Source organism: Shewanella sp. 0m-8 (genome assembly GCF_052977265.1).
On the sequence record NZ_JBRIMB010000043.1, the window covers coordinates 1 to 24,141 of the forward strand.

Annotated in this window: 20 protein-coding genes; 11 read left to right on the forward strand and 9 right to left on the reverse strand. The window is 43.6% G+C overall.

Going from position 1 to position 24,141, the window contains the following annotated elements; genetic code table 11:
- The 4 genes from ACVBIO_RS16815 to ACVBIO_RS16830 form a co-directional block, all read left to right on the forward strand.
- Positions 1-901: LruC domain-containing protein (locus ACVBIO_RS16815; protein WP_447173045.1), on the forward strand; the 901-nt coding region annotated here is incomplete at its 5' end.
- 14 nt (positions 902-915) lie between these two features.
- Positions 916-1,440 carry a hypothetical protein gene (locus tag ACVBIO_RS16820; protein WP_447173046.1) on the forward strand — a complete coding sequence of 175 codons (525 nt, stop codon included), beginning with the start codon at positions 916-918 and terminating at the stop codon, positions 1,438-1,440.
- A 423-nt stretch (positions 1,441-1,863) separates the two neighbouring features.
- On the forward strand, positions 1,864-2,376 hold the full coding sequence (locus tag ACVBIO_RS16825) for a CIA30 family protein (protein WP_447173047.1): 513 nt from the start codon (positions 1,864-1,866) through the stop codon (positions 2,374-2,376).
- Positions 2,377-2,728: 352 nt separating this feature from the next.
- A complete protein-coding gene (locus ACVBIO_RS16830) occupies positions 2,729-4,966 on the forward strand; it encodes an acyl-CoA dehydrogenase (protein ID WP_447173048.1) in 2,238 nt (745 codons plus the stop codon).
- Between the two features lie 99 nt (positions 4,967-5,065).
- Here ACVBIO_RS16830 and ACVBIO_RS16835 read toward each other — a convergent pair whose 3' ends face one another.
- The gene (locus ACVBIO_RS16835; RefSeq protein ID WP_447168890.1) at positions 5,066-6,475 is read right to left on the reverse strand and encodes an ammonia-forming cytochrome c nitrite reductase subunit c552; all 1,410 of its coding nucleotides are present in this window, start codon (positions 6,473-6,475) and stop codon (positions 5,066-5,068) included.
- Between the two features lie 88 nt (positions 6,476-6,563).
- Entirely contained in the window at positions 6,564-7,775 is a 1,212-nt protein-coding gene (locus tag ACVBIO_RS16840; RefSeq protein ID WP_447161131.1) for an NnrS family protein, read from the reverse strand.
- Between the two features lie 429 nt (positions 7,776-8,204).
- On the opposite strand from ACVBIO_RS16840, the gene ACVBIO_RS16845 reads away from it, so the two are divergent.
- Both ACVBIO_RS16845 and ACVBIO_RS16850 read left to right on the forward strand, forming a co-directional pair.
- Entirely contained in the window at positions 8,205-8,825 is a 621-nt protein-coding gene (locus tag ACVBIO_RS16845) for an NAD(P)H-dependent oxidoreductase (RefSeq protein WP_447161130.1), read from the forward strand.
- Positions 8,825-10,753 (forward strand): monovalent cation:proton antiporter-2 (CPA2) family protein, encoded by a 1,929-nt coding sequence (locus tag ACVBIO_RS16850; protein WP_447173049.1) that lies wholly within the window; start codon positions 8,825-8,827, stop codon positions 10,751-10,753. Before ACVBIO_RS16845 ends, ACVBIO_RS16850 begins: the two co-directional genes overlap by 1 nt.
- Positions 10,754-10,910: 157 nt before the next feature.
- On the opposite strand, the gene hpf is transcribed toward ACVBIO_RS16850, so the two are convergent.
- Positions 10,911-11,267, reverse strand: a complete 357-nt coding sequence (gene hpf / locus ACVBIO_RS16855) for a ribosome hibernation-promoting factor, HPF/YfiA family (protein ID WP_447161128.1) — start codon at positions 11,265-11,267, stop codon at positions 10,911-10,913.
- Between the two features lie 593 nt (positions 11,268-11,860).
- Between hpf and ACVBIO_RS16860 the strand changes: the two genes are divergently transcribed.
- The 5 genes from ACVBIO_RS16860 (at position 11,861) to ACVBIO_RS16880 (ending at position 15,632) form a co-directional block, all read left to right on the forward strand.
- Positions 11,861-12,160, forward strand: a complete 300-nt coding sequence (locus tag ACVBIO_RS16860) for a hypothetical protein (protein ID WP_447161127.1) — start codon at positions 11,861-11,863, stop codon at positions 12,158-12,160.
- 3 nt (positions 12,161-12,163) lie between these two features.
- Positions 12,164-13,795, forward strand: coding sequence for a PepSY-associated TM helix domain-containing protein (locus ACVBIO_RS16865; protein ID WP_447173050.1), 1,632 nt, complete (start codon positions 12,164-12,166; stop codon positions 13,793-13,795).
- A 12-nt stretch (positions 13,796-13,807) separates the two neighbouring features.
- Complete coding sequence (locus ACVBIO_RS16870; RefSeq protein ID WP_447173051.1) at positions 13,808-14,131, forward strand: DUF3325 domain-containing protein; 324 nt, start codon at positions 13,808-13,810, stop codon at positions 14,129-14,131.
- A 187-nt stretch (positions 14,132-14,318) separates the two neighbouring features.
- Positions 14,319-14,840, forward strand: a complete 522-nt coding sequence (locus ACVBIO_RS16875; RefSeq protein ID WP_447173052.1) for a hypothetical protein — start codon at positions 14,319-14,321, stop codon at positions 14,838-14,840.
- 345 nt (positions 14,841-15,185) lie between these two features.
- Positions 15,186-15,632: an OsmC family protein gene (locus ACVBIO_RS16880; RefSeq protein ID WP_447173053.1), complete on the forward strand. Its 447-nt coding sequence runs from the start codon at positions 15,186-15,188 to the stop codon at positions 15,630-15,632.
- Between the two features lie 100 nt (positions 15,633-15,732).
- On the opposite strand, the gene ACVBIO_RS16885 is transcribed toward ACVBIO_RS16880, so the two are convergent.
- The 6 genes from ACVBIO_RS16885 to ACVBIO_RS16910 all read right to left on the reverse strand — a co-directional run bounded on the left by ACVBIO_RS16885 (position 15,733) and on the right by ACVBIO_RS16910 (position 24,044).
- The gene (locus ACVBIO_RS16885; RefSeq protein ID WP_447161122.1) at positions 15,733-16,317 is read right to left on the reverse strand and encodes a lipid-binding SYLF domain-containing protein; all 585 of its coding nucleotides are present in this window, start codon (positions 16,315-16,317) and stop codon (positions 15,733-15,735) included.
- Between the two features lie 312 nt (positions 16,318-16,629).
- A complete protein-coding gene (locus ACVBIO_RS16890) occupies positions 16,630-17,709 on the reverse strand; it encodes a DUF2955 domain-containing protein (RefSeq protein ID WP_447161121.1) in 1,080 nt (359 codons plus the stop codon).
- The gene (locus ACVBIO_RS16895; protein WP_447161120.1) at positions 17,699-18,844 is read right to left on the reverse strand and encodes an HlyD family secretion protein; all 1,146 of its coding nucleotides are present in this window, start codon (positions 18,842-18,844) and stop codon (positions 17,699-17,701) included. Before ACVBIO_RS16895 ends, ACVBIO_RS16890 begins: the two co-directional genes overlap by 11 nt.
- Before the next feature lie 375 nt (positions 18,845-19,219).
- Positions 19,220-22,495, reverse strand: a complete 3,276-nt coding sequence (locus ACVBIO_RS16900) for a S41 family peptidase (RefSeq protein ID WP_447173054.1) — start codon at positions 22,493-22,495, stop codon at positions 19,220-19,222.
- Between the two features lie 435 nt (positions 22,496-22,930).
- Positions 22,931-23,497, reverse strand: a complete 567-nt coding sequence (locus ACVBIO_RS16905; RefSeq protein WP_447161117.1) for a hypothetical protein — start codon at positions 23,495-23,497, stop codon at positions 22,931-22,933.
- Positions 23,490-24,044: a sigma-70 family RNA polymerase sigma factor gene (locus tag ACVBIO_RS16910; protein WP_447173059.1), complete on the reverse strand. Its 555-nt coding sequence runs from the start codon at positions 24,042-24,044 to the stop codon at positions 23,490-23,492. The genes ACVBIO_RS16905 and ACVBIO_RS16910 overlap by 8 nt, the downstream gene beginning before the upstream one ends.
- Between the last annotated feature and the right edge of the window lie 97 nt (positions 24,045-24,141).

Genomic DNA, 24,141 nt, shown 5'->3' on the forward strand with positions numbered 1-24,141 from the left:
AAAGTTATCCATAACCACAAATGAAGAGAATACGATGAATGCAATTAGATCATATTTTTACTTAGATTGGTATTACTACCCCTCTTCGTCTACCTATACCACCCTTGCCTATGAGGATCTTTACCCAGACCAGGGTGACTTTGATATGAACGATGTGGTCGTACAATTACGGATCATTGAGTATGTCAAAAATAATAAGGTTAGACGTATTGGTTTCGAAGCACAGTTAGCCGCTATGGGCGCTGCATATCACAATGGCTTTGCGGTTCATTTACCTGGTGTCAGTCGAGGGAAAATTAAAGAGTCTTTCATTAGTTGGTCGATTGATAACATTGCACAAACAGTGTCGCCATTAGAAACGGGGCAAACCAATGCTGTATTTGTATTTACTCAAGACCTATCGGACTACGTTACCTTAGAACAAGGCTGTGAATACCTGAGAACAGAAACAGGTTGTGAATCCGCCTTTAGAACCACCTGGTCACTGGATATTCCCTTCGATACCCCGGTTGATGAAAGTCTGGTACCGGCCTTTCCGTATGATCCCTTTATATTTGCGACACCAAATACCGATCATGGTCTGGCCGCGAAAAATGTAGTAGGAGCAAATCCAGGCCGACAATTAGAGATCCACCTGAAGAACCAAGCCCCTACTGATAAGTTCTCAACTAACTACTTTGGAGCCCGAGACGATGCATCTAACCCAAGTGCGTCACAGTATTTCCAAGACGAAAACGGCATGGCGTGGGCAATTGAGATCCCAGTAACGTGGAAGCACCCTAAAGAAAAAGAGCGTTTAGATAATGCCTATAGTGAATTTGTTGATTTTGCAGCAGATAGCACAGGTAACACCAACCCGACTTGGTACGAAAATGCCAATGACTCACTCATCTTTAAATAACTAAGGGCTATGCCATGAATAATCAAATAAAGCGTTTTTTCAATCTACCTAATAGCTTACTGGCATGTATTGCCTTGTTGATTACAGCATGTGGTGGAGGCGGTGATGAAGGCTCTCCTGCTACACCCACCCCCGTAGAAACGACCGCATCTACAACGACAACGACAGATACCACAAACACCACCACAGAGGAGCCGGCTCCAGATCCGACTTCACTGGACGATCTTGTAGTAGATGCAGATAACAAGCTAGAGTCTGCATATATGTTGACGATAAATGTCGATAAAGACAACACACAAAGAGGTTACTTCTCACTTTGCGATGACTATCAGATCTTAGGGGATAGTTACGCTGTAAATTTTGACTCCTGCTTGTTTAGAGGGCCGCTAAACCAAGGCAAGCTCAGCAAAGAGGTCAAAGTCGCTAACCATGAAAGCCAACTTATTGCGGTTATTTGGTTTTACGAGGGGCAAGATCCACAGTATTTACCGTGGCAATATACGCAAGACTCAAACACTCAGGTGTTAACCATCAATTAGCATAATAAACATTGTTTAAACCATTGCTTAAACCATTGTTTAAACCATTATTGCAGCGATGGATTCCCCCTATCGCTGCTTTGTTCATTTAAAAAAGCTCCCCTTCTCACGCCAATCCAATATGAGTCTGAGTAAAAGTTAAAGTAAGCGTCGAGTACAAGTTCGGCGACGGAATACGTCAAATTAATCCCAATAAATTGAATTAATCAAAACTTATAAACCAACCAGCCCGTTATAACGTATAAGCTATCAAGGTTTACAATTAGGCGACACACTATGCCACCAGCAAGACCAATAAAACACTGCAGCTTTCCCCCCCATGTTAGCTCTGGATATAGTGCTGCAATAAGAACAATTTTACTTAGTGTCAGCCTGTTAAGCCTCACCACAACCAACCAGGCCCTTGCTAAGGAGCAAGCTTTAATGACAAATCAACAGATGCCGTGTTATTTATCCGTGATAAATGAATTGCAAACCCCTAATTGGACATTGATTAACGATACCGTTATGGGCGGGATTTCAAACAGCCAGATTGAAATTATATCCGATATAGCCACCTTCAGCGGCCAGTTATCTTTAGAGCGAAATGGTGGCTTTGCCTCAACCAGAGCTGAAATATCGGTCACCATACCTGAAGGACTTGACCTTATTCGCCTTAACGTCAAAGGTGATGGTAGACGCTACCAATTACGCCTAAGAACAGATAAACAGTGGGACTCTTTTGCCTACTCAAGCGCCTTTAAAACAGAAAAAAACAAATGGCTTACCATTGAGTTTAAAGCTGATGATTTTGAATCAGTGTATAGAGGACGTGTGGTCAATGCCCCAAAACTTAGCTTTGGCGATATCAAGCAAGTCGGTTTTTTACTTGCCGACAAACAAGCGGGTTCATTCGAGTTATCATTTAAAAGTATCGAGTTGTCCACGTCGAAATAAGGCCTAATCGCATTGGCCATGACTTTTCATCTTCAATTTCACTTCTATCTCATAAGCCGTGCAAATTCGATGTAGACGATACACTGAATAATTTACTCCCCTCACACAATCAAATTGTATTCTGTAGCCGCTTTTCGTTTTTTTTTCGCCAATAAAATCAAATCGGTAAAAAATAATTTCATTTAAGCGTACAGGCGTAAGCTTATGAAATTTGTATTGTAAATATTCAAAATCAAACACAATACCAGCCCAAATATAAACAAGCGTTTAAATTTATCGTTTGAAAATTTGATCTGGCGCTCTTTTTGTGACGTAATGTGAAGCATAACTTCTGGTCGGACGAGCATTGAATATGAGCATTAGAACTAAACTAAAAAAAGTATTGCCAAGTATTTCTACCACAGAACAAGAGGCACTCGATGCCGGTGATGTATGGTTAGAAGGTTCGATTTATCAAGGGGTACCTGATTTTGCAGCCCTACGTGACATTCCTGTTGCCACCCTGTCTAACGACGAACAAGCCTTTTTAGATGGTCCTGTCGCTACCTTGCTAGCGATGGTGGATGATTTTGAGATCCAACGCAGTAAGCATCTACCAGACAACATTCTTAACTTCCTAAAAGAAAATAAGTTTTTCTCGCTTATTATTCCAAAGTCATTTGGCGGTCTTGAGTTCAGCCCGTATGCCAACTCGACGATTGTGGCGACTATCGCAGCTAAAAGTTCTGCCGTAGCTGTAACCGTAATGGTACCAAACTCACTCGGCCCAGGTGAGCTACTGATGCATTACGGTACATCAGAGCAGCAAGATTACTGGTTACCGCGTTTAGCCAACGGTCAAGAGATCCCCTGTTTTGCACTAACCAGCCCAGAGGCGGGTTCAGATGCTGGCGGCATTCCAGATATTGGTACCGTGACCATGGGTGAATACCAAGGTGAACAAGTACTCGGTTTAAGCGTGACTTGGGACAAGCGTTATATCACCCTTGCCCCTATCGCCAGTGTTTTAGGTTTAGCCTTTAAAGTGGAAGATCCTAACGGTTTGCTCGGTGGCAAAGAAAACCTTGGCATCACCTGTGCGCTTATTCCTAAGTCGCATCCTGGTGTACAACTCGGTAATCGTCATGATCCTATGGGCATTCGTTTCTATAACGGTACGACTCGTGGCGAAAATGTCTTTATCCCGATGGACTTCATCATTGGTGGCCAAAAGAACATCGGCCGCGGCTGGGCAATGTTGGTTGCTTGTTTAGGCGCTGGACGCGGTATTTCATTACCAGCTCTAGGTGTATCGGTAAGCCAGGCCTCATTTAAATCATCGGCAGAGTACGCAGCGGTACGTGAGCAGTTTGGTTTGTCGATTGGTAAATTTGAAGGTATTCAAGAAAAGCTCGCCGATATTGCCGGTAAAACTTACCTGCAAGAAGCGATGCGCGTTCTCACAACTGAAGGGCTAGGCTTAGGCTTAAAGCCATCGGTGGTTACCGCCATCGCCAAGTATCACATGACAGAGCTAGGCAGAGATGTACTCGATTCAGCCATGGACATTCAGGCAGGTAAAGCTATTCAGTGTGGCCCGCAAAATACCTTAGCCTCTGGCTATGTCGCGCAGCCTATTGCTATTACCGTTGAAGGTGCCAACATCCTGACTCGTAACCTAATGATTTTCGGTCAAGGTGTGATGCGTTGTCACCCGTACCTACAAACGATGGTGGAATCAATTCACTCTAACGACAAAGGTGCAGACAAAGAATTTAACAGCATTTTACGTAAAACGGTTGGTTACAGTGTCGCTAACAGCTTACGTGCGTTTAAACTAGGTCTACTGCCTTTCACTGCTGCTGCGGGCTCAAGCCTTACAGAAGTCAAACCTTATGAGCAATCAGTCCATAAACTTGCCTCTAAGCTTGCTGTTTACGCTGACTTCTCACTCTTAGTGCTCGGCGGTAAACTGAAACAAGCTGAGATGCTATCAGCGCGTCTAGGTGATGTGATGAGCTACCTATACGCAGCAATGGCGTCTATTCGATATTACGAAAAGAAGCTAACCGCTGCAGAGCGACAAGAAGCTGCTCCCTATTTCCATTACGCTACCCGCTGGTCACTTTGTCAGGCAGAGAAAGCCTTGTTGGATTTCTTAGATAACTTCCCGTCATCAGCGACCCGTAAGTTCATGCGTTTAATCACCGTAACTTATTCGGCGAAGATGCCTAAAATCAATGACAATTTAGTGCGCGAGTTAGCAGAGCAAGCTCAACTTAATACAGAGTTTAAGAAAAATCTTACTCACCTGATTAAACCGATTGCCGGTGATGGTAACGATATCAATGAGCAAGCTTATCTGGCGAAAATGGAATGTCTACCACTGCTTGCTAAGGTTAAGAAAGCCCTAAGAGCACGTACTTTTAAGGCTGGAGTCAAATTCTCGTTAACTCTTGATGCCGCTCTTGAGGCCAAGGTAATTAGCAGCGATGAGCACAAACTGCTGCAAGATTACAATCTAAAACGTGAGCGAGCGATCCGAGTCGATGAGTTTGACTTTGATATGAACCTCATTAGCGATAGAGCTGATTTAAAGATCGCTAACTAAGCCGGTCTCAATACAAACAAGCCACCTTGAACTGATTTTTTATTAAAAGTCTATAGGGTGGCTTTTTATTTGAGCCTTCAAAACCAGAGGTGGCAATATCTAGTAGCCGTATCGAGTCACTTCCGACCAGTTGTTATCGACTTCCTGTTTGATAAATTGCTGCTTTTTTCCCGTCAGTTTATCAAGCTCAATCCCTACAGCAGCTTGAGCCGTTTCTTTACTACTAATGTCTGGATAATCAACCTTAGTCACGGCAAACTTCTTTAGAATTTCAGCTAATGATTCACGAGCATACTTAACCTGTTTAATAGACATATCGAGTAGTTCATTACCTTCTTGAGGATTGTGTGCATACAAACCATGCGACGCCATAGCAAAATCCCAGCGCCACTGAGAATGACGAATAGCCATAATGGCATCATTCATTAACGGCCATGTTGCCCCCGCTTCCCAGGCCGCTGCCGCCTCGTAATGCGCTTTTACCAATAGCCCTTCAACTTCTCGCGCCTTGGCATTAATTGTCGCCTTGCTGTTCTCAAGGGACTTAATAATGGTCTTTTCACTCTTATGGCAGTTTTGGCAAACAGAATCAAAATGGTCCAGCGCTTTACTCACCTTATGACTGGTAAAAGTATTGCCCTTATCGTCCTTTTCTTCTGGCATATGGCAGGTGATGCAAGTCACTCCGGCCTCTGCATGTTCACTGCGACTCCAATGTTCAAATTCAGGGTGACGCGCCTTTAAGATGGGGGTTTTTGAGATAGGATGGATCCACTCATAGAATCGACGGGTGTCATAGTACTTCTCGATATCATCAACATTGTTACCAAAGATCCATGGAATATTGACTTTATCACTGCGCTCAGGCTGGAAATAATAAGTCACATGGCATTGGCCACATACCTGCGCGCCTTGCATATTGATATCTTGCTTATCAAAAGGCAGGTGCACCTTGGCCATCGCATCCTGAGCATGTGGACGTGGCATAGCGAGCTCAGCCTTACCGTCCACGTGACAATCGGTGCAATACACCACACTGTTAACTTCAGTGCCTACGTCGGTAAAGTTTTTTGCAGAGAAACCTTCAACACCTAACTCTTTCATCAGTCTTGGGGCATCTGGAGTTTTACAAGTCCAGCAACTAGCTGATAATCCCTTTGAACCGGGTTCAGGAGGTATGCCTGTGCGTAGCGTATGGGTTACATCCGCAACGGCAAAGTGATGTCCCCGAGGGCTGTTATATTCTTTGGCAAAGGAAGAGCCTGCCCATAAAATAATCGCAGCGGGGTAGCTTGCCAGCATATCCTCACGCTCTGTTTGCTCCGAGGTTTCTTGCCAGCTTTCATACTGAACCGGAAACTTAGCACGTAATGCTTTATCTCTTAGCTGTTGCTCCTTAGCTGCAGTCGTTTGAGCATTAGCATTATCCGCTGCCTGCACACTCATGGCTGGCAATAGCAAAGCTAACGATATCGACCCAAGCATTTTTATCAGATAATTTACTATCATTGCGTTTTCTATCAACCTTATCTATTTTCTTATTCGTCTGTTTACTTTAGCCTGCTTCTGTAAGCCAGTTTCTAGTTAACAATTAACACTAACCTGGTCTACCGTCGATGCGTGGTTTAGACAATATTGCGGCATAGTTCACCACAAACATCGCAAATGCAAGCGACCAGAAACCACCCGCTAACCACAACCATAGTTGGTACTCTGCTGGTGCAACTATCGGCATGATTGAACGCAATATGGCGGCAATAGGTATACAAGCGAATGCAATCGTCATATTCGGACCTTGATAAATATTGCGGCTGGTATGCCCCAGTGACACCCTTGAAATCATCGACAAACATATTCCAGCTAACGTACCAATTGCAAATAGATGCAGTAAATGGCGATAAGCGTTGGCGTCATTAATGTTCCACGCTAACAAAAACAACGTCACGGGTAAAAACAGATACGCGCTATGCAATGACCATAACATTGGCTCTTTTAGGGTCTTATGAGGGTACCAACGTAGCCAACGCACTAAGTGCAGCGCCGCAGCAATAAATAGCAGAACTTGTTCTAGCTCTTTAGGCAGCACTTGGCTAATAGCCTGTACAACTAAAAGCACCATGATAACAATCAAACTATTGTCAATCATTGCAATAGGATTTGGTTTAGTTTGCTTAATGCGAATGGCAGTGAAAAATGGAATAACTCGACCACCTACAATTGTAATTAGCAAACCTAGCCACCAAAGCATAGCTTGCCAAATTTGATGGCTTAGCGAAAAGTCTCTCTGACTTAATGCGTAATAACTCAGCAAGTTTATGCACATTGCTGCCAGTAACATGATTGGGAAACCAATGTTATGCCACTGCTTCACCTTATAAATACAGCGCCAAAGCTTAACTGCGGTAAATAGTAAAAATAAAGAGTCCAGTAACGCTGGCAGCCACAGTGGGATCGATATGGGTAGCAACAAGGTTAAGCGTGCCAGTAACCAACAGCCGAATGTAACCGCTAAAGCCCAGCCCTTCATACCGGGCTGATTGGTCCATGTTTGCACCGAAGTCAGCAAGAAACCGCACACGATTGCCAAAGCAAAGCCAAAGAGCATTTCATGGGGATGCCACCATAGAGGCACCACTTTCACCCAAAAATCAGTCTGAAATAAACTATATTGGGGGTAGAACCAAGTCACTAACCACAAAGGCACAAACAACATAGCAACGGTTGCACCACCTAAGAAGAAAGGTCGGAAGCCTAAACGAAAAATAGCCGGGATTTTTTCTGTTGCGGTGGGATCATCAATATTTAGCATAGCTATACCTTAATACATTAACCGGCATTTTAAATACACCTTAAATTCAGTCTATCCTTGTCCATTTGTGAAAACAATCACTATTCTCTTTGATTATAATTTCTGTGACTCATACCGCTATCTCACTGTTTTGATTCTATATCTTTATGAGTAGACTACGCACAAAACGGCGCTAACTTTACTCTACACTTAGCCATATTACTGACTATTTTTATCGACATAGCCAATACGGCAAGCCGCTTTTTACCGTCGAGCTCAACAATAAAATATACGGTCAAACAAGCTCACTCATTCCAATCAATGTTAAGCCGTCATACACGCTGATGGGCTTACGAGATTTCCTGCTAAATACTTAAAATTACTTAGTGCATCTTGCTGCCTATGCTAGATTAAATAGCAATCTGTTTAAGTAAATCGACTGGATAAAAAATGGCACTCGCGGCAAAAAAAGTCCTCGTACTGTATGCACACCCTTCCCAAGAGCGTTCGGAAATTAATACCCCTCTTTTTAAAGCGACCCAATTACAGCCAAATGTGACGGCCGTGGATCTCTATGGTGAATACCCCACCTTTAGGATCAATATCGACAAAGAACAGCAAAGACTCAGAGACCACGACATAGTGGTCTTTATGTTTCCGCTTTACTGGTACTCCACCCCAGCCATTTTAAAAGAGTGGCAAGATCTGGTTTTAGAGTACAACTTTGCCTACGGCGCAAAAGGAAAAGCTTTATATGGTAAAACCTTTCTGTGTGCCCTTAGCGCTGGGGGAAGTGAATCAGCTTACCAAAGCGATGGTTACAACCACTTTACCTTAAAAGAACTATTAAGCCCGCTAGAACAGATGGCTAACTTAACAGGCATGAATTTCTTAGCACCATTTGCACTCTTCTGTGCCCGAACGGCCTTTGAGGAAAATCGAGTTCATATTCACGTTGAAAAATGGATCCGAATTCTAACGGCCCTCAGTGAAGATAGATTCGATATCGAGCTAGCCCAATCACTCGACAAATTAAATGGCCATCTAGACCAATTGATCCAGGAGCACTAATGACAGCTTATTTTATTCAAGCTTTTATCTATTTATGCGCAGCGGTTATCGCCGTCCCCATCGCAAAGCGATTAGGTTTAGGCTCTGTACTTGGCTATTTAATGGCGGGCGTCGTGATTGGTCCAATCATCGGCCTGGTCGGTACAGAGACCAATACGCTGCAACATTTTGCCGAGTTTGGCGTGGTTATGATGCTCTTTCTTGTTGGTTTAGAACTTGAACCTAGAATGCTGTGGGACATGCGTAACAAGCTAATTGGATTAGGTGGGCTGCAGGTTGGCTTATCTACCCTTGTAGTGATGGCAATCGCTCTTAGCTTTGATTATGGCTGGAGTATCGCCCTAACGGTGGGGATGATTTTTTCACTGTCTTCGACCGCCATCGTGTTACAGACCTTTAATGAGAAAAACCTAACCAAGACTGAAGGCGGCAAAAATGCCTTTTCAGTGCTTTTATTTCAAGATATAGCCGTGATCCCCATGCTGGCATTTATTCCGCTGCTAGCCTTGCCTGAATTAGTCGAAAAGGCGCAATCTGTTACCCAAAGCGCCGCAGAGCACCATGAAGAACTATCATTAGTTGCCGGATTACCTGGCTGGGCTTACGGTATCGTTGTCATGATGGCAATTGCTAGCGTTGTCGTTAGCGGCCACTACTTAAGTCGCCCACTGTTTCGTTATGTGGCAAGCTCAGGCCTTAGAGAGATTTTCACCGCCACCGCCTTGATGTTGGTGATAGGCATTGCTGCGCTAATGAGCCTAGTGGGGCTGTCTCCTGCTTTAGGAACCTTTCTTGCCGGAGTCGTACTGGCAAACAGTGAGTTCAGACACGAACTAGAGTCCAATATCGAACCTTTTAAAGGCTTACTCCTTGGGTTGTTTTTTATCACCGTTGGTGCAGGGATAAACTTTGATGTGCTCATCAGCCATTTCGGTCCTGTCATGGCGATGACCGCTGGCGTGATATTAATTAAAGCTTTGGTTTTATTAGTACTGGCCTTAGTTTTTAAAATTAGAGGCTGTGACCGCTGGTTGTTTGCCTTAAGCTTGGCTCAAGCTGGTGAATTTGGCTTTGTGCTACTTAGCTATACCGTGCAAAACCATGTCATTCCAAATGAGTTAGCACAACTGTTATCGCTGGTTGTCGCGATATCCATGTTCCTCACCCCGGGGTTATTTATCTTATTTGATAAAGTCATACTGCCTCGCTATGAAAAATCAGAAAATACTCGTGAACCCGATGATATCGATGAGAAAGGCACTGTGATTATTGCCGGTGTGGGCCGTTTTGGACAAATTGTTAACCGCTTATTAGTGACAAACGGTGTTAAAACAGTGGTGCTTGACCATGAGGTCCAACAGGTCGAAAACTTAAGGAAAATTAATACCAAGAGCTATTACGGCGATGCAACACAGCCCGATCTACTCCATACCGCAGGCATTGAACAGGCCAAGATGTTAGTTGTCGCTATCGATAACCCTGAACGCGCAGTAGCTTTAGTCGAATATATAAAACATACCTATCCTCACGTAATTGTGATGGCGCGCGCCTTTGACCGCAGACACCTTTACCGCCTTCGCAAAGCTGGGGCAGACTTTATGGTCAGTGAGACCTTTCATTCGGCGCTTAATTTAGGCAAGCATGCGCTAATAAGATTAGGTGTACATCCATTTAAAGCAGAGCAACAACGAGCCACCTTTTATGAGACGGAAACCACTCATAAGGACACCCTTTACGAAGCTTGGAAGCAGGTGACTGAAGACGATAAATACATCGTCCACTACCGGGATATGTTTATCCAGCTTGAAGAAACGCTGAGCGCTGCAATGAAGGATGAACGTTATCGCAGCTTCTCGAAAGTGGAACGCAGTTGGACGCCTCCGCCAAAAGAAAACCATACTGAGTTTTCAAAAGCGGAAAACGATTAAAAGCGCTAAATAGTTCAGAACAGTTGAAAAAAATAGAGCGATAAAGCACCTGTTCATGGGTGCTTGCGCCATAAAAAAGCCCTCACAACCGTTAGGTAACGAGGGCTTATATCTTATGTCTGCAGACAAATCTGCTGACAAAAAATACATTTAGAGATTAGACTAAGTTCATCTCTTGAACTTTTTCATGTGCAATCTCAGGTGTAGTCACAACAGGCTTAGAATGTAGATCAGCCTTTAGTTGTCCTTTTCGATGCTTTAGTGCCGCATCGAGTTTTTTAGCTGCGCTGGTAATTGCTGGATACATAACGGGATCATTACCAGAAGCTGAAATACTGCTTCCCTCATAATTGGTTCTAATTTCAACCTGGAATTCGCCGTGCTCTTTAGTAACAATAATATCGAGTGCGATCAGGGTTGGAAAATGACTCTCTATCTTCGAAAACTTCTCTTGGACATACTGTCTTACAACATCTGTTACATCAACGTGGTGACCAGAAAGATTTATTTTCATAGGTTTTCCTTTTTACAATGACTTCACCTAATACACTTGGGGTTAACGCTTTAAATTACAAGCTTTTATTAAAAATAATTTATATAAAATTTTGTATAAATTATCAATTTATTCGCTACAGCCCAGTGTTTATCAGGTAAAAACAAATTTTGTTATATTAATGATTTTTATCAAACGGTCATTTAGTTATGGTTAAAGCATAAGCTAAGATGACTTTCCTTTAAGGAGTTAGATAATTAGCAAACAGCCAGCTAAATCTAATTGTTCCTCTACTAATTTAGACAAAAAAAGCTGCCTTGGCTTGATTTTTATCACGCTTTACCCGAATAAAGTAAAATTTATTCGGATCAAGATCCCACATCAAGCACTTACGCACAAAATAACAGCAATTGGCGGTTATAAACTCACCCACCTTACCCAGTTCAATCACCTAATGCCTTCTCCGCCCCAGTTTATTTGAGACATGACTCGCAACTTCAGTATCATAACATTAGATACGAATGAAAACAGTTCTCATTCACTGCAATTTATGTACAATGCCTAACATAGATCTCTTGGTATTTTTAAACTGACGTTTTTAGGTGTGCATCGAAGTGAAACCAATAAAAGCAAAATTACTTCAAACCGTTGTGCCAAATAAATTCAATATTGGGTTACGCGCATTCTCAGCCATATTTGCAGGTTACCTATTAGCCGCAACGGTATCGGCCTGGCTAGCATTAGTACTGCCTCTGTCACCTCTTGAAAATACGCTAACCGCGATGATGTTGTCATTTATCGTCTATGCCTTTGCTGGGCTCTGGGCTTTTAGCGTGCAAACTCACTGGCGTGCCTTTAGCGATCTAGTCCTCCTTAGCGGAATTTTTTACCTGTTTATTTTGGTTATAGGTTAAACAATGAAAGACTCATTTTTTCGCAGTATGACTTGGCTACACACTTGGGTTGGCTTACTGGTTTGTTGGGTATTACTGTTGGTCTTTTTTGCTGGCACATTAAGTTATTACCGTTATGAAATCACACTATGGAGCAAACCTGAGCTGCATAAGAATGTTATCCAGCAATATGACAGTAACCTAGTTGCTAATGAGCTAACGCGGGCTCAGAACTACTTAACTGAGCACGCAAAAAATGCCCGTGATTGGCGGGTCAATTTTCCCACCGACCGCAAACCTTATATGAGTTACGCCTGGCAAACACAACCAGAAGAGGGGCAACGACGCGGTAAATTTATTGAACATATCGTGCCAATTGAAGGTGATAACTTAATTACCGATATCCGAGAATCTAAAGGTGGCCATTTCTTCTACCGTTTGCATTTCGACTTACACTATATGCCAGCCAAGATAGCCCGCTGGATAGTCGGATTCTGCACCATGTTTATGCTGATTGCCCTCATTAGCGGTATAGTGATCCACAAGCGTATTTTTAAGGACTTCTTCAGTTTCCGTCGCAACAAGAGCAGCCGTTCATGGCTCGATGCCCATAACGTCAGCTCGGTGTTAGCGCTTCCCTTTCACTTAATGATCACTTACACCGGATTAGTCACCTTGATGGTGATGTATATGCCCTGGGGAATGATGACAGCCTATGATGGCGACGCTAAGTCATTTAGCAAAGAGTTGCGCCCTAGCCGAGTGCAAATGCAACCGCTAGGGATTGCAGCGCAAACCGTCTCTATTAGCGCATTACTACCAGAAGTTAACACTCTTTGGGCTCACGATCCTATCAAGCAAGTCGTAGTCAATAATCCAAGTGACCAAAATAGTAAAATTAATTTTTATCGAAATACTGGCCAGGCCGTCACAGATAGAAGGGCTGCGATTATTTTTAACGGTATCAACGGTGAGCTACTCAATGCTGCTATTGAGCCAAATTCTGCAGTACAAAATACTCACGACACATTAATCGCCCTGCATACGGGACGGTTTGCCGAACCTCTACTACGTGCACTATTTTTCATCTGTGGCATTTTAGGCTGCGCCATGATTACCACAGGCGCAATACTCTGGGCTGTGAAAATTCGTCAAAAACAACAAAAGCCGCTAAAGCAAGGCATAAAAGCCAGTCTTGGTTTGCGTTTAGTTGAAGGATTAAACCTAACCTTTATCGCAGGGCTCCCTCTGGCTACAGCCAGCTTTTTCTATGCCAACAGATTGCTGCCAGTTGAGCTTGTAAACCGAGCTCAGTGGGAAATCAATATCTTTTTTATTGCGCTTGCGGCTGTCGCGCTTTTAGCTTGTTTTAATCGCATTTTAACTGCCTGGCGCGCAGTCATCACGCTCTCAGCAACCGCATTAATGGCTATTCCACTTCTTAATGCCTTCACTTCGAGCAGCAACATGCTGGATAACATAAGCCTACACCAATGGTCATTGGTCGGCTTTGATTTATTGTCTGTACTTATCGGTACGGCACTATTTTTTGTTCGAACGAAACTAGTTAGCAAGCAAGGTGTCATACCTAGTAGAGCAGCTACACGCACTGTAAACCATGAGGTTATAACCTCAGTCTCATCAGCGACTAAATAAGGAATATAAGCCGTGATCTTAAGTCTTTTAGGATTTAGTTATCTTGCATTTGGACTATTTGCGCTGGCTATGTTTTCTCACTACCGAGATACATTTGGCAATGCGCCAAGTCCTCAACAAGCTAAGTTACTCTATATTGGCGGCTGGGTAGGTATCGCGAGTATTTACTGGGGGTGTATAACAGCCCAAGGCGCTGCTTATGGCAGCATCCTATTCTTCGGTTTATTGTCATTCGCCGGGATGTTAGTCATCTTAATGCTAAGTTATCGCGCTAAGTTTCTGCCTTATTCCATGGCACTAAGCACACTATTTAGCACTATTCTAGTCTTATACTAATCAGTATAAAGAGGCGAGTTTCGCAATCATGAGGTACAAAATTCTTTATACCGTTTAGTAAAATATTATTTTAATATCAGACTTATTGAATATCTGCTGAGCTCATCGTTTCAATGATGGTTCAGCTTATGTACAGTAAAATGGTTTTAGAATACAGCCATATAAATATATTTATGACTGAGGTTCTATGCTTGTTGCTCACTCTACACCGTCACCATTGAGTGCCGAACAGACTCAAATAAATCAGCATCAATCACACTTAGCACCATCAAATTTAGCGCAATCACGCACAGCCACACCCACGAGCGAAAACCTGCTGCACGCAAGTGCAAAGAGTCTCAATGTAACGCCGAAAAGCCTACCACTCGATACTGTAACCCTTAGCCCACAAGCGCTTGAGCTTGCAATCAAAAGCCCTAACTCTGGTGATGCACAAACGCGACCAGCTCCATCCACATTGCCAAATGAGGGAGAAAAAGTTGAGGTATATGTAGAATATAAGAAAGCCAAAATGCAGTATCAGTTCTATTCAGACATGGCTAATATAGCAACAGGAAATAACAATGGAGTATCTCCCGCGGCTGCATATTATCTATCGAATAATGATGACGCTCGTGCTGCAACGGTAAACGTAAAAGCCCAGCAACAGCAAGTCACAAGCATGCAAACATATGTTGATACGACTAAAAGCCTTAATGAATTATCTTAATCGACCGTATCAATAAAAGCGCAATGTATGAGCCATATGTATTCATTTGGCGCTTATACAATATCTGATATCAACAACAGACTAAAAATCTCAACATGGATGTATAATTCGCTAAAACCTCATCCTAACTTTTTCAGACTCTGCACTCCAAGATTAACCAATGATGATTAAACTTATCAGCTAAAGCTAATCACTTACCCTTGATTAAAATCAAACGAATCTCCCCCTACCAAGAGTATGCTGAACTTTAGTTTTTTTTAAGCAATACAATATTGACTGGAAAAGTTAAGCCTAATCGATTAAACCTAGTCGCTGTCACGTACATCTAATTAAAGAGTTAGCCATATGAGCTTTAGAATTAACCTCAACTGGATTGCCGCAGAGGAACCTATTGATGATCCCCAGAGTTTTAACCGTGATCACTGCATTACCTTTGGCAGTGGCCAGCAAGTAAATGCATCTTCGGCACCTGAGTACAACGGCAGTACCGACAAAATTAATCCAGAGGAAAGCCTACTCGCAGCACTCTCGTCCTGCCACATGCTGACATTTTTAACCATTGCCCATCTCAAGCGTTTACCTATCACCTCTTATCAAGATGATGCATACGCAGAGCTAGGCAAAAATGCAGCGGGTAAGCTGTTTATCAATAAGATTGTGTTACAACCAAAAATAGAGTTTGCAGAAGAAGTGACCGCTAACGTGATAGCGAAGATCCATGACAAGTCTCACAGCAATTGCTTCATTGCCAATAGCCTTAATCCTGAGACGCTCTTTGAAATAAAATACTAACAGAACAAGGCCTGACAGCCGCGAGATTGTCGAGTTTAGGCTGAATGAAAAAAGCGAGGTCATCACCTAGCTTTTTTCATTCGTCAAACACAAATAAGCGTTAGCCGTCATTCTCAACAAAGTCATCGGTAAAGTCGGTTTCCCAATACTTATAGCCCTGCACTGTGGCTTGAGCGGCTGCGCCCATTAAGTTAACTTGATAGGTCTTAACACCTGACACATCAACTGATTGGTTAGCCGATGCTTGTTCGCCACTGCCTTCATATTCGGCACTTGCCTCAGCTTGCGCCTGTCCTTCGTAACCAGACTCTTTAAAACGAGTGAGCGCATCACGCTGAGTAAAGGCTTGTACAAAAGCCACTTGTTTCCAGCCAATACCGGCTCCAACACCACCTGTTGCAAAGCGATAGTAAGAAAGCTTGCTGCCCTCATGTAAAACACAGATCCCACCACCTGTAGACAAAGCAAACAGGTAGCTATTACTACCAGTACAAACGACATAGCCGACAGAGTTAGCCACAGCAGTCTTAGCCGCTGGATGTTCATTATAAATCTCCTGTAGCGCTGACTGAGTCTCCTCTCTGGCATGCATTTTTTTCGCTTCAGGGGTATCACCCGTAGCACAACCGACGAGTAATACAGGAAAAGTGACAGCTGCGAGCTTTAGTATATTGGTTCGAAACATAGTTTCATCCTTATCGATAAAAATTGAAGATTAATTAAACAAGGCTTAGTTAAATCCATTATTTATTTCAGCGCCTTTTAACATATAGCACAGGAAACAAGTTGTTGATTCAGTTATATATCACAATCAAGCTTAATGGCGGCTTGATCAAGCCTATGGCCAATTGTCATTCCAATTCTGCTCATTTGATGTTCCTATCTCGCGACCTATCTCCTTAAGCAATCGATCCCTTTTGTAACGATTAAGATAAACCCTTAGGTATAAACTAATGTAACCAGCTTAGATAAACCGCTGGGCTTAACGAGTAAAAAGCTAAAGGCTATTACGCTTCTTTAAAAACGTCCAATCTCGGGATTCCAAAAAGAAAGAGGCAAAAATCATGTAAACCCCCACTAGAAATAGTTGCAAAATCCTAAGATAAAAATTCACCGCAACATCTTTGTCTGTAGAAGACGCCGTAGAGCCAACGACCACCAGCAACGCCGATAAGATCCCTGCATAAAGAGGCGCTTTTGCGGGGTCGGCATAAATTTTTTGCCCAAAGAACAAAGCCGCTAACATCGACATACCGATATAAAATTGCAGTTCAGGCACGATAGTCAGTAAGTTATAAAATACGACTGCTAAAGCCCCACCAATGCCATTGGTTACCAGTAAGAATAAACTCACCTTAATACTTTTCGCTCCCGCTGCTTGCAATGACAAGATGGCAATAAAAATCATGGTCAACAACGCACCCGAAATTTCTAAAAAATAGAAAAAACAGATCACAGGGAAAGCGATAATTAACGCCCGAAATGCTTCATGAGTGCGTTCATCATGGCTCTGCTGTGCGCTCGCTAGCTGCTCTTTTTTAGGAGAAAGATCGGGCAATAAAGCATGCAGTAGTGCAAATATTGCCACCGCCACGACACCTGAAAAACTCAAGCCCACGCCAACGATGATCGCAGCGCCAGGCTGAAGTAGGCTCAGGTAAGGCAGCAGTAAGGTCGCGACAATAAAAATAGTGGCGAAGAAATTCCATTTAGGATCGCTAAAGAGGTAATAGCCCCATAACATCATCATCGCCAGCAGTGGTAGCAACACAATGGGATATTGAGTTGGGCCAAAACTCACCAACCAAGCTAAGCCTATGGTACAGAGCATAGAAATGAGTAGCTCATAAACCGTCTGTATTGTGGGTTCTTGCCTGTCGACTAAAAACTTGGCGACAAATACCGGTACAATAAAGGCGAGTGGCCAAGCCCAAATAGCAGACACCGCTACCGCGAGACCAATGCCAAGAGTAAAGCGCAGTACACGCCGAGTATAGATAGCCTCCGCTGTCACTCCAGACCTAGGGTTGGCACCTGCCTCAGCTAAATCACGAGTAGAGAGATCTTTATCTGACATAAGAGAACCAACTCACCACACGGATCCAAAATTTACCAAACAGGTTAATAATACTGTTGTCGCTGGTATAGACGATCACATCGGCTTGACCACCAACACGTCTTAACCCTACGGCTTCATCTACAGGTAGTACAATCGTCACCGGAAAGCGCTGAGATTGGCGTAGCCAGCCAGTTTGGCCTGATACCTGTGCCAGTTTGCCCGTCTGCTCACTCTGGCCCCAATCGACTCCGTAATCGATACTGCCGACTTTGGCTTTAAAGACTTCTCCTGGCGCATAATCAAGAGCAAACTCGACATCATCTCCCGCCTTCATATTACCTAAGCTGTTTTCCCTAAAGTAGGCCTCAATCCATACGCCTTCAGATGAAATAAAGGTCATCACTGGTTGACCGGCACTGGCATAAACGCCCTCTTTTAATCTAAAGTTTGACGCCACACCATCAGTGGGCGCAACAATCGATGTTCGAGCCAAATTGATTTGGGCAGTCTCTAGGCTTAACAAGGCTGATTTAACATTGGTGTTATTCTCCCCTTCTGCACCTAAACGCTCCTTGGCTTTAGCCAGATCAGCTTTGGCACTCGCAACACCCGCTTCAGCCTTTGTCAGCTCAGCACGGGCATTATCTGCATCGGCTTGGGACATCACCGCTTTATCAACCATGGCAAAAATACGCTTTGACTGAACTTGGGCATTGGTTAAATTGGCTTGGGCATTCGTCACTTTCGCTTGAGCAGCGGCTACATTGGCTGTCTGTGCACCAACATTTTGACCCGCTTTCTTTAGGGATTGCTCTGCTTGATCTAGTGCAATTTCATAGTCCTGGGGATTAATTTTCGCCAGTACATCTCCCTCTTTTATTAACGTGTTAGGCTCGACTAAAATATCAATTATTTCACCCGAGACTTGAGGACTGATGGGCACCACATAACCACGAATTCGACCTAGATCGGTTGATGGAATAAACCTGTCGGCGACAAGGTGAAATACAAATAAACAACTGACAACTATTAAGATGATATTAGTCGCTTTGCGAATTTTAGTGTTCTTCTTGTTTTCGGTTTGCTCGACCTCTTTATTCTGCTCGTTACTCGCTGCATCCTCGTTAGCACTCACACCCTTATCTTCCGTCATACTCATCCCTTTGGTCACCGATAATCCTGCACTAACCGCCGTCAGACAGGTACTCAGTATTAAAGCCTATTAACACTCAAATCGCCTGAGCTACTTTTTAATCAGTTTAGTGTCTTGAACAGACAACATTCAACCGTTTTATCAAATTAATTTATCAGCAATTTACTTAAGGTTTAATTAAAAACACGAGCAGAATTGGACACTTCTAGAATGTCGGTAGCGATATATGTCGGACCAGGAGACTCATGCGGGATTGTGTATCCTATTGTGTATTTTTACCATAAAAATAGGCGTTATTGACCTGGGAACTGCTTCGCCAATAACGCCCTAAACTTCACTGTTGCCATGCTTGATAGAAACAAGCACTAGCGTACATTAAAATGCTTTATTTACATCTTCAGCCATGCCTTTTTTGGGCATTGGCTTAGGGTTGAACTCGGTAACCGGTTGCTTATCAAGAGCCTCTTTCAAATAGCTTACCGCCTTGTTTAATTGCGCATCTGTACCGTTAAATGTCGCGTAAGGTAAGTTATTCACCTCGATGTCGGGGCTGACACCACGGCCTTCAATAATCCAACTTCCATCCATTGCATATTGTGGGTACTCGGCAACACGTGCCATACCTCGGTCAGTGAGCGAGTTACGCCCAGACAACCACACTCCAGCCCCTGCAGTTTGCTTACCTATTAATGGCGCAATACCCAGTGCTTTAACTCCAGCAGAGAAGGTTTCACCATCTGAGTAAGTCAGCTGGTCAGTTAATACAACAAGTTGCCCTTTAAAGGTCTGCTGCATATTTCCAGATGGCGTACCATGAGTCGGAGCCCAAAATGCCCAAGTCCGGCGCAGTAATTTTTCGATGATCCAACTATCAATATTACCACCGCGGTTTCGACGCACATCGATGATCAAGCCGTCTTTATCAACGTTGGCATAAAACTCTCTTGCAAAGCTGGCTATATCACCGCTGCCCATGGCGTATAAATGCAAGTAACCTATCTTGCCGTCACTGTTATTAGACACTTGTTCACTATTATGGTGCACCCAGTCTAAGTATCTCAGCTTGGCATTTTTAGATGGACTGATAGGTTTAATAATTGTTTGGTGTGTTTTACCGCCACGCTTTAGCGTCAGTAGTACCTGTTTGCCACTTTGGTTACGTAAAAGCTTAGTGACATCGGCTATATTGCTTAGCTTCTTAGCATTGATAGCGACTATCACATCACCGACTTTAGCATTAACGCCCATCTGTTTAAGTGGAGCGGCTTGTTCCGGCAATTCAGGATCGCCCTGATATATATGCTCGATAACAACGCCAGTTTTAGTCTGCTCGAGTCGCGCGCCTAAGCTGGCCGATTTAGCTTTATCGAGATCTTTGGCAAAGTCGCCACCACGCACTTGAGAATGAAGAGAGTCAAGCTCGCCCATCATCTGCATAAAGAGATCATTGAGCTCATGGCGATCGGTTAGTCGCTCTACCAATGGCTGATATTTCGCCTTAGTGGCTTGCCAGTCTAAGCCGCGCATGCTCTTGTCATAAAATGAGTCACGGTGCATTAACCATGCATCTTCAAACATCTGTTGCCATTCTGCTGCTGGCTCAATGGCAAGTTGCCATAAATCTGTTTGTACCTTGGTATGCTTAAGCTCTTTAGGAAGCTTATCTCCAGCATCGACAATTAACATCTCACTGCCTTGCTTAGATTGCTTACGAATAAAGAGCTTCTCGCCATCTTGAGACAGCTTGAACTCGCCTACATCTGCAGAAAAAGTGTCAACTTTTGGACTGAGCGGATCGAACTTGACGAGCTTGAGTGTCGACTTGCCACTCATAGTGCTATCGAGTAGGTAAAACTTATCTTTTGCCATCTGCAAAGAATCGTAGTTACCCGCAGCAACCGGAACTTGCCATAATCGACTCGATAAGCCCTCCCAATCGACTTGAGTCTCTACCTCATCATCTGGCTTTGCCGGTTCAGACATCAGCTCATTAGGCTTTTGAAATGCAAATCGCGCGTCCTCATTCAATGCAATTGCAAACACCTGCGTGCGCTTATTGAACATAGGGCCTAGGTTTCTGTCGCCCCAAGGTGAGCTAGGAGTAGAAACAAACTTTCTATTTGATAGGAAATATAGCCAGTCACCATCAACACTAAAGCTTGGTGAAAAAGACTCATACTTATCACTCGTTAACGACTCAGCACGATGCTCTTTTAGCGAGTACAACACTATTTGAGGACGCGCCTTGCCCATCTCAGCTTTCGTTAACGCAATAAAACGGCTATCGCCAGACCAAACAATATCGGCGTATGCCCCTAACCCCTCACCTTGAGTGATTATTTTCTTGTTACTGCCTTTTTTCACATCGAACAACCAAACATTACCGTCGTAATCATCGTGGGCAAGGTAACGTCCATCCGGAGATAAGTGCAGGTTAAGCCTTAAGGTTTTACCGTCTTTAGTGAGTTGCTTAGCGTTGTCACTGCCATCGGCGGCATATCGCCATAGTTCTTGCTCTCCCGATGCATCACTAATCGCGTAAACCCAATGACCATCTTGGCTCATTACAGCATGACTAACTCGGCTGTGACCTGGCAATGCTATTTCAATCAGACGTTGCCCATCTGTACCCGCAATAGCCACATTGCTTCTCGCGGTAATAGCCACCTTATCCCCTTTAGGTGAAAAAGTTGTGGCTGTTGCGTATTTCATCGGCTCCTTGACCCAATGCTCACGCTTTTGTGCAAAGTCAGAGATAAGATTAATATCAAGGATTTGCTCTTTGGCTGAAGCGATATCAAACAATTTAATATCGGCGCCTTGTTGAAACACTATGCGGCCTTGATTTAATCTTGCAGCACGTACTTGCCAGTCTGTGTAATGAGTGTGCTGCTTAAGATCATTCCCCGCGGTAGACATAGACCAGATGTTATCATTGCCGTCGCTGTCACTAATAAAATACAAGCGAGATTGCCACAACATAGGTTGCCTGACAGAGCCTTGATGACCCTGAGTCAATGGCGTAGCTTCTTGTGTGCTGCCTAGCTTGAATTTCCACAGTTCACCTTTAGCTCCACCGCGATATACCTTGGCATTATCACCTGTAGTTTGCAGACCAAAGCGGGTGAAATAGACATATTCACCTTTATCATCAATCGCCCCTTCTATGGCATCGGCAAGCGGTAAATCAGTCGTTAACAGGGTCTTTGGATCAACGGTTCGAAGTACCCAATAATTCGCTGGGCCAAATGCATTGTCGGTTGAGTAAAGCACCTTACCGTCAGCGGTCCAGCCTTGAACGCGAACTCGACTACTTTCAAAGCTGACACGCTTAGCTTGCCCACCCGTAATAGGAATAACGTAAACTTCAGATGAGCCTTCATAATTAGCCACGTACGCTACTGATTTTCCATCGGGGGAGATTGTAGCCCCCAATTCTTGTGCAGGTAAACTCGTTAGACGCGTCGCTTGAGAGTCACCTAATGACTGAGTCCAAAGATCGCCTTCGGCCGTAAAGACCAAGGTTTGTAGGTTTAATGCTGGCGCACGAAAATAACCAGGTTTGACCATGGACTGTGAGGCAAAAGAGGGGAATACATTAAATGTGCCTAAGGCAAGCATGCAGCATGCAAGAGAGTGACGAAGTTTCATCTGAGCTAGCAATCCTGTTGTTATTGTTATTAAACAAATAAATTTAAGGCCACAAGGTAGCAAAAAATTTACAAAGCATCAGCAAAATACTACTGAATAAGTATTAGCAAATGTGTTTCTCAGCCCTTAAGTAAAATTGAGCCAAACTTGCTCAATTTTACTTAATCAGTAACGGCTACGCTTAAACAAGCACCGTTAATGTTTAACCTCGGTCGCACTTGGCTTGCTACTACTCTACTTGTTAAAATCTATGCTGGGTATCGATCTTCTAGAGGAGACCTCTCTTGGGATCTGGGACGGGTTCAAATCACTTTAAACCCATCTGTGCTAGGTTAAAGTGCTCTCTATCCTCTAGCAATATAGAGACAAAATAAAGCCCGCTTAAAAGCGGGCTTTATCGTTCTAGCGTTAAAAAACGAGAGTTCTGAGCGCTAGTTAATGGCCAGACATAACAGCTTTTTGTAACTTAAGGTACCTTGCGTTAAGCGAGTGCGTCGCCTGTAGCAACTGCGGTTGTTGTTCAGCTAACAGCGTCAGTAAACGCTGAGCCTTGGCTATCTCTTTAGCTCTGATCAACTGCTCAATATTATCAAGTTGTGCGATTAAGACAGCGTCTGCGGCCATAAACTCTTTGCCCTGTTTGACCCAAGCAGCTTTGTCATCAGGTTGCTCCGCCAATTGGCTAGGATTATCCATCGAACGCATCATCTGTGGCTTAGGCGGAGATGACATCATGACCGGCTGCCCCTGCTCTAATACATCCCCCTTTTTCATTGCTGGATTTATGACAAACAATGTCACCACGACCAATACCGAGGCTGCTGAAGATAATGGCCAGCGATATTTACGCCAAAAAGACTGACTCTGTAAAGGCTTCTTTATTCGGCTACGCGCCAGATTAAGGATCTGTTCATCAAGTTCACTTGATGGCTGCTCCTGAGTCATTTTTTGATAAAGTGACTTAATTTCAACTTCGTTTGCTTCATGCTCTTTATCAGTCATGATTAACTCCTTGCCATTTTAAGTCGACACAATCCTTAAGCCCTTTATAAGCGTAACGAATGCGACTTTTAGTCGCCTCTAGCGTCGCGCCTGCGATATCGGCAATGATTGCCGCCGTAAAGCCCATCTCTACATTTAGCAAAAATGCCTCTTTTTGCACTTGTGGTAAGTTCGCCACGCAGCCTTTAAGCAAGTTTGCTTTTTGATTATCCAACATTAGCCCTTCAGGATTAAGGGTATCATTACTCAGTTGAGTCTCAGCATCTTGCTCTGGCTCAAAAACATCACTGAAATTACTTACCGGTTTAACGGCCCTGACATGATCAACAATCAAATTATGAGCAATGCGATATAACCAGGTAGTGAATTTTGCGCTGGCTTCATAGAGGCTGGCAGCTTTAATCACTCGACTCCAGGTTTCTTGGTAGAGATCTTCAGCCAATTGCGGGTCGTGGATCTGTCGAACAAAATACCGATATAGTGGCCCTTTGTGCTTACGATAAAGTAGCTCAAACGCATGGCTACTGCCTGCTGCATATTGCAGCATCAAAACGTGATCGGCATCGAGCTCTAGAGAGGCTTGGGATGAGGGCAAAGGTTGCTCCACAGTATCTTCCTTAGCTAAAAAATTTGGACATTTTCGA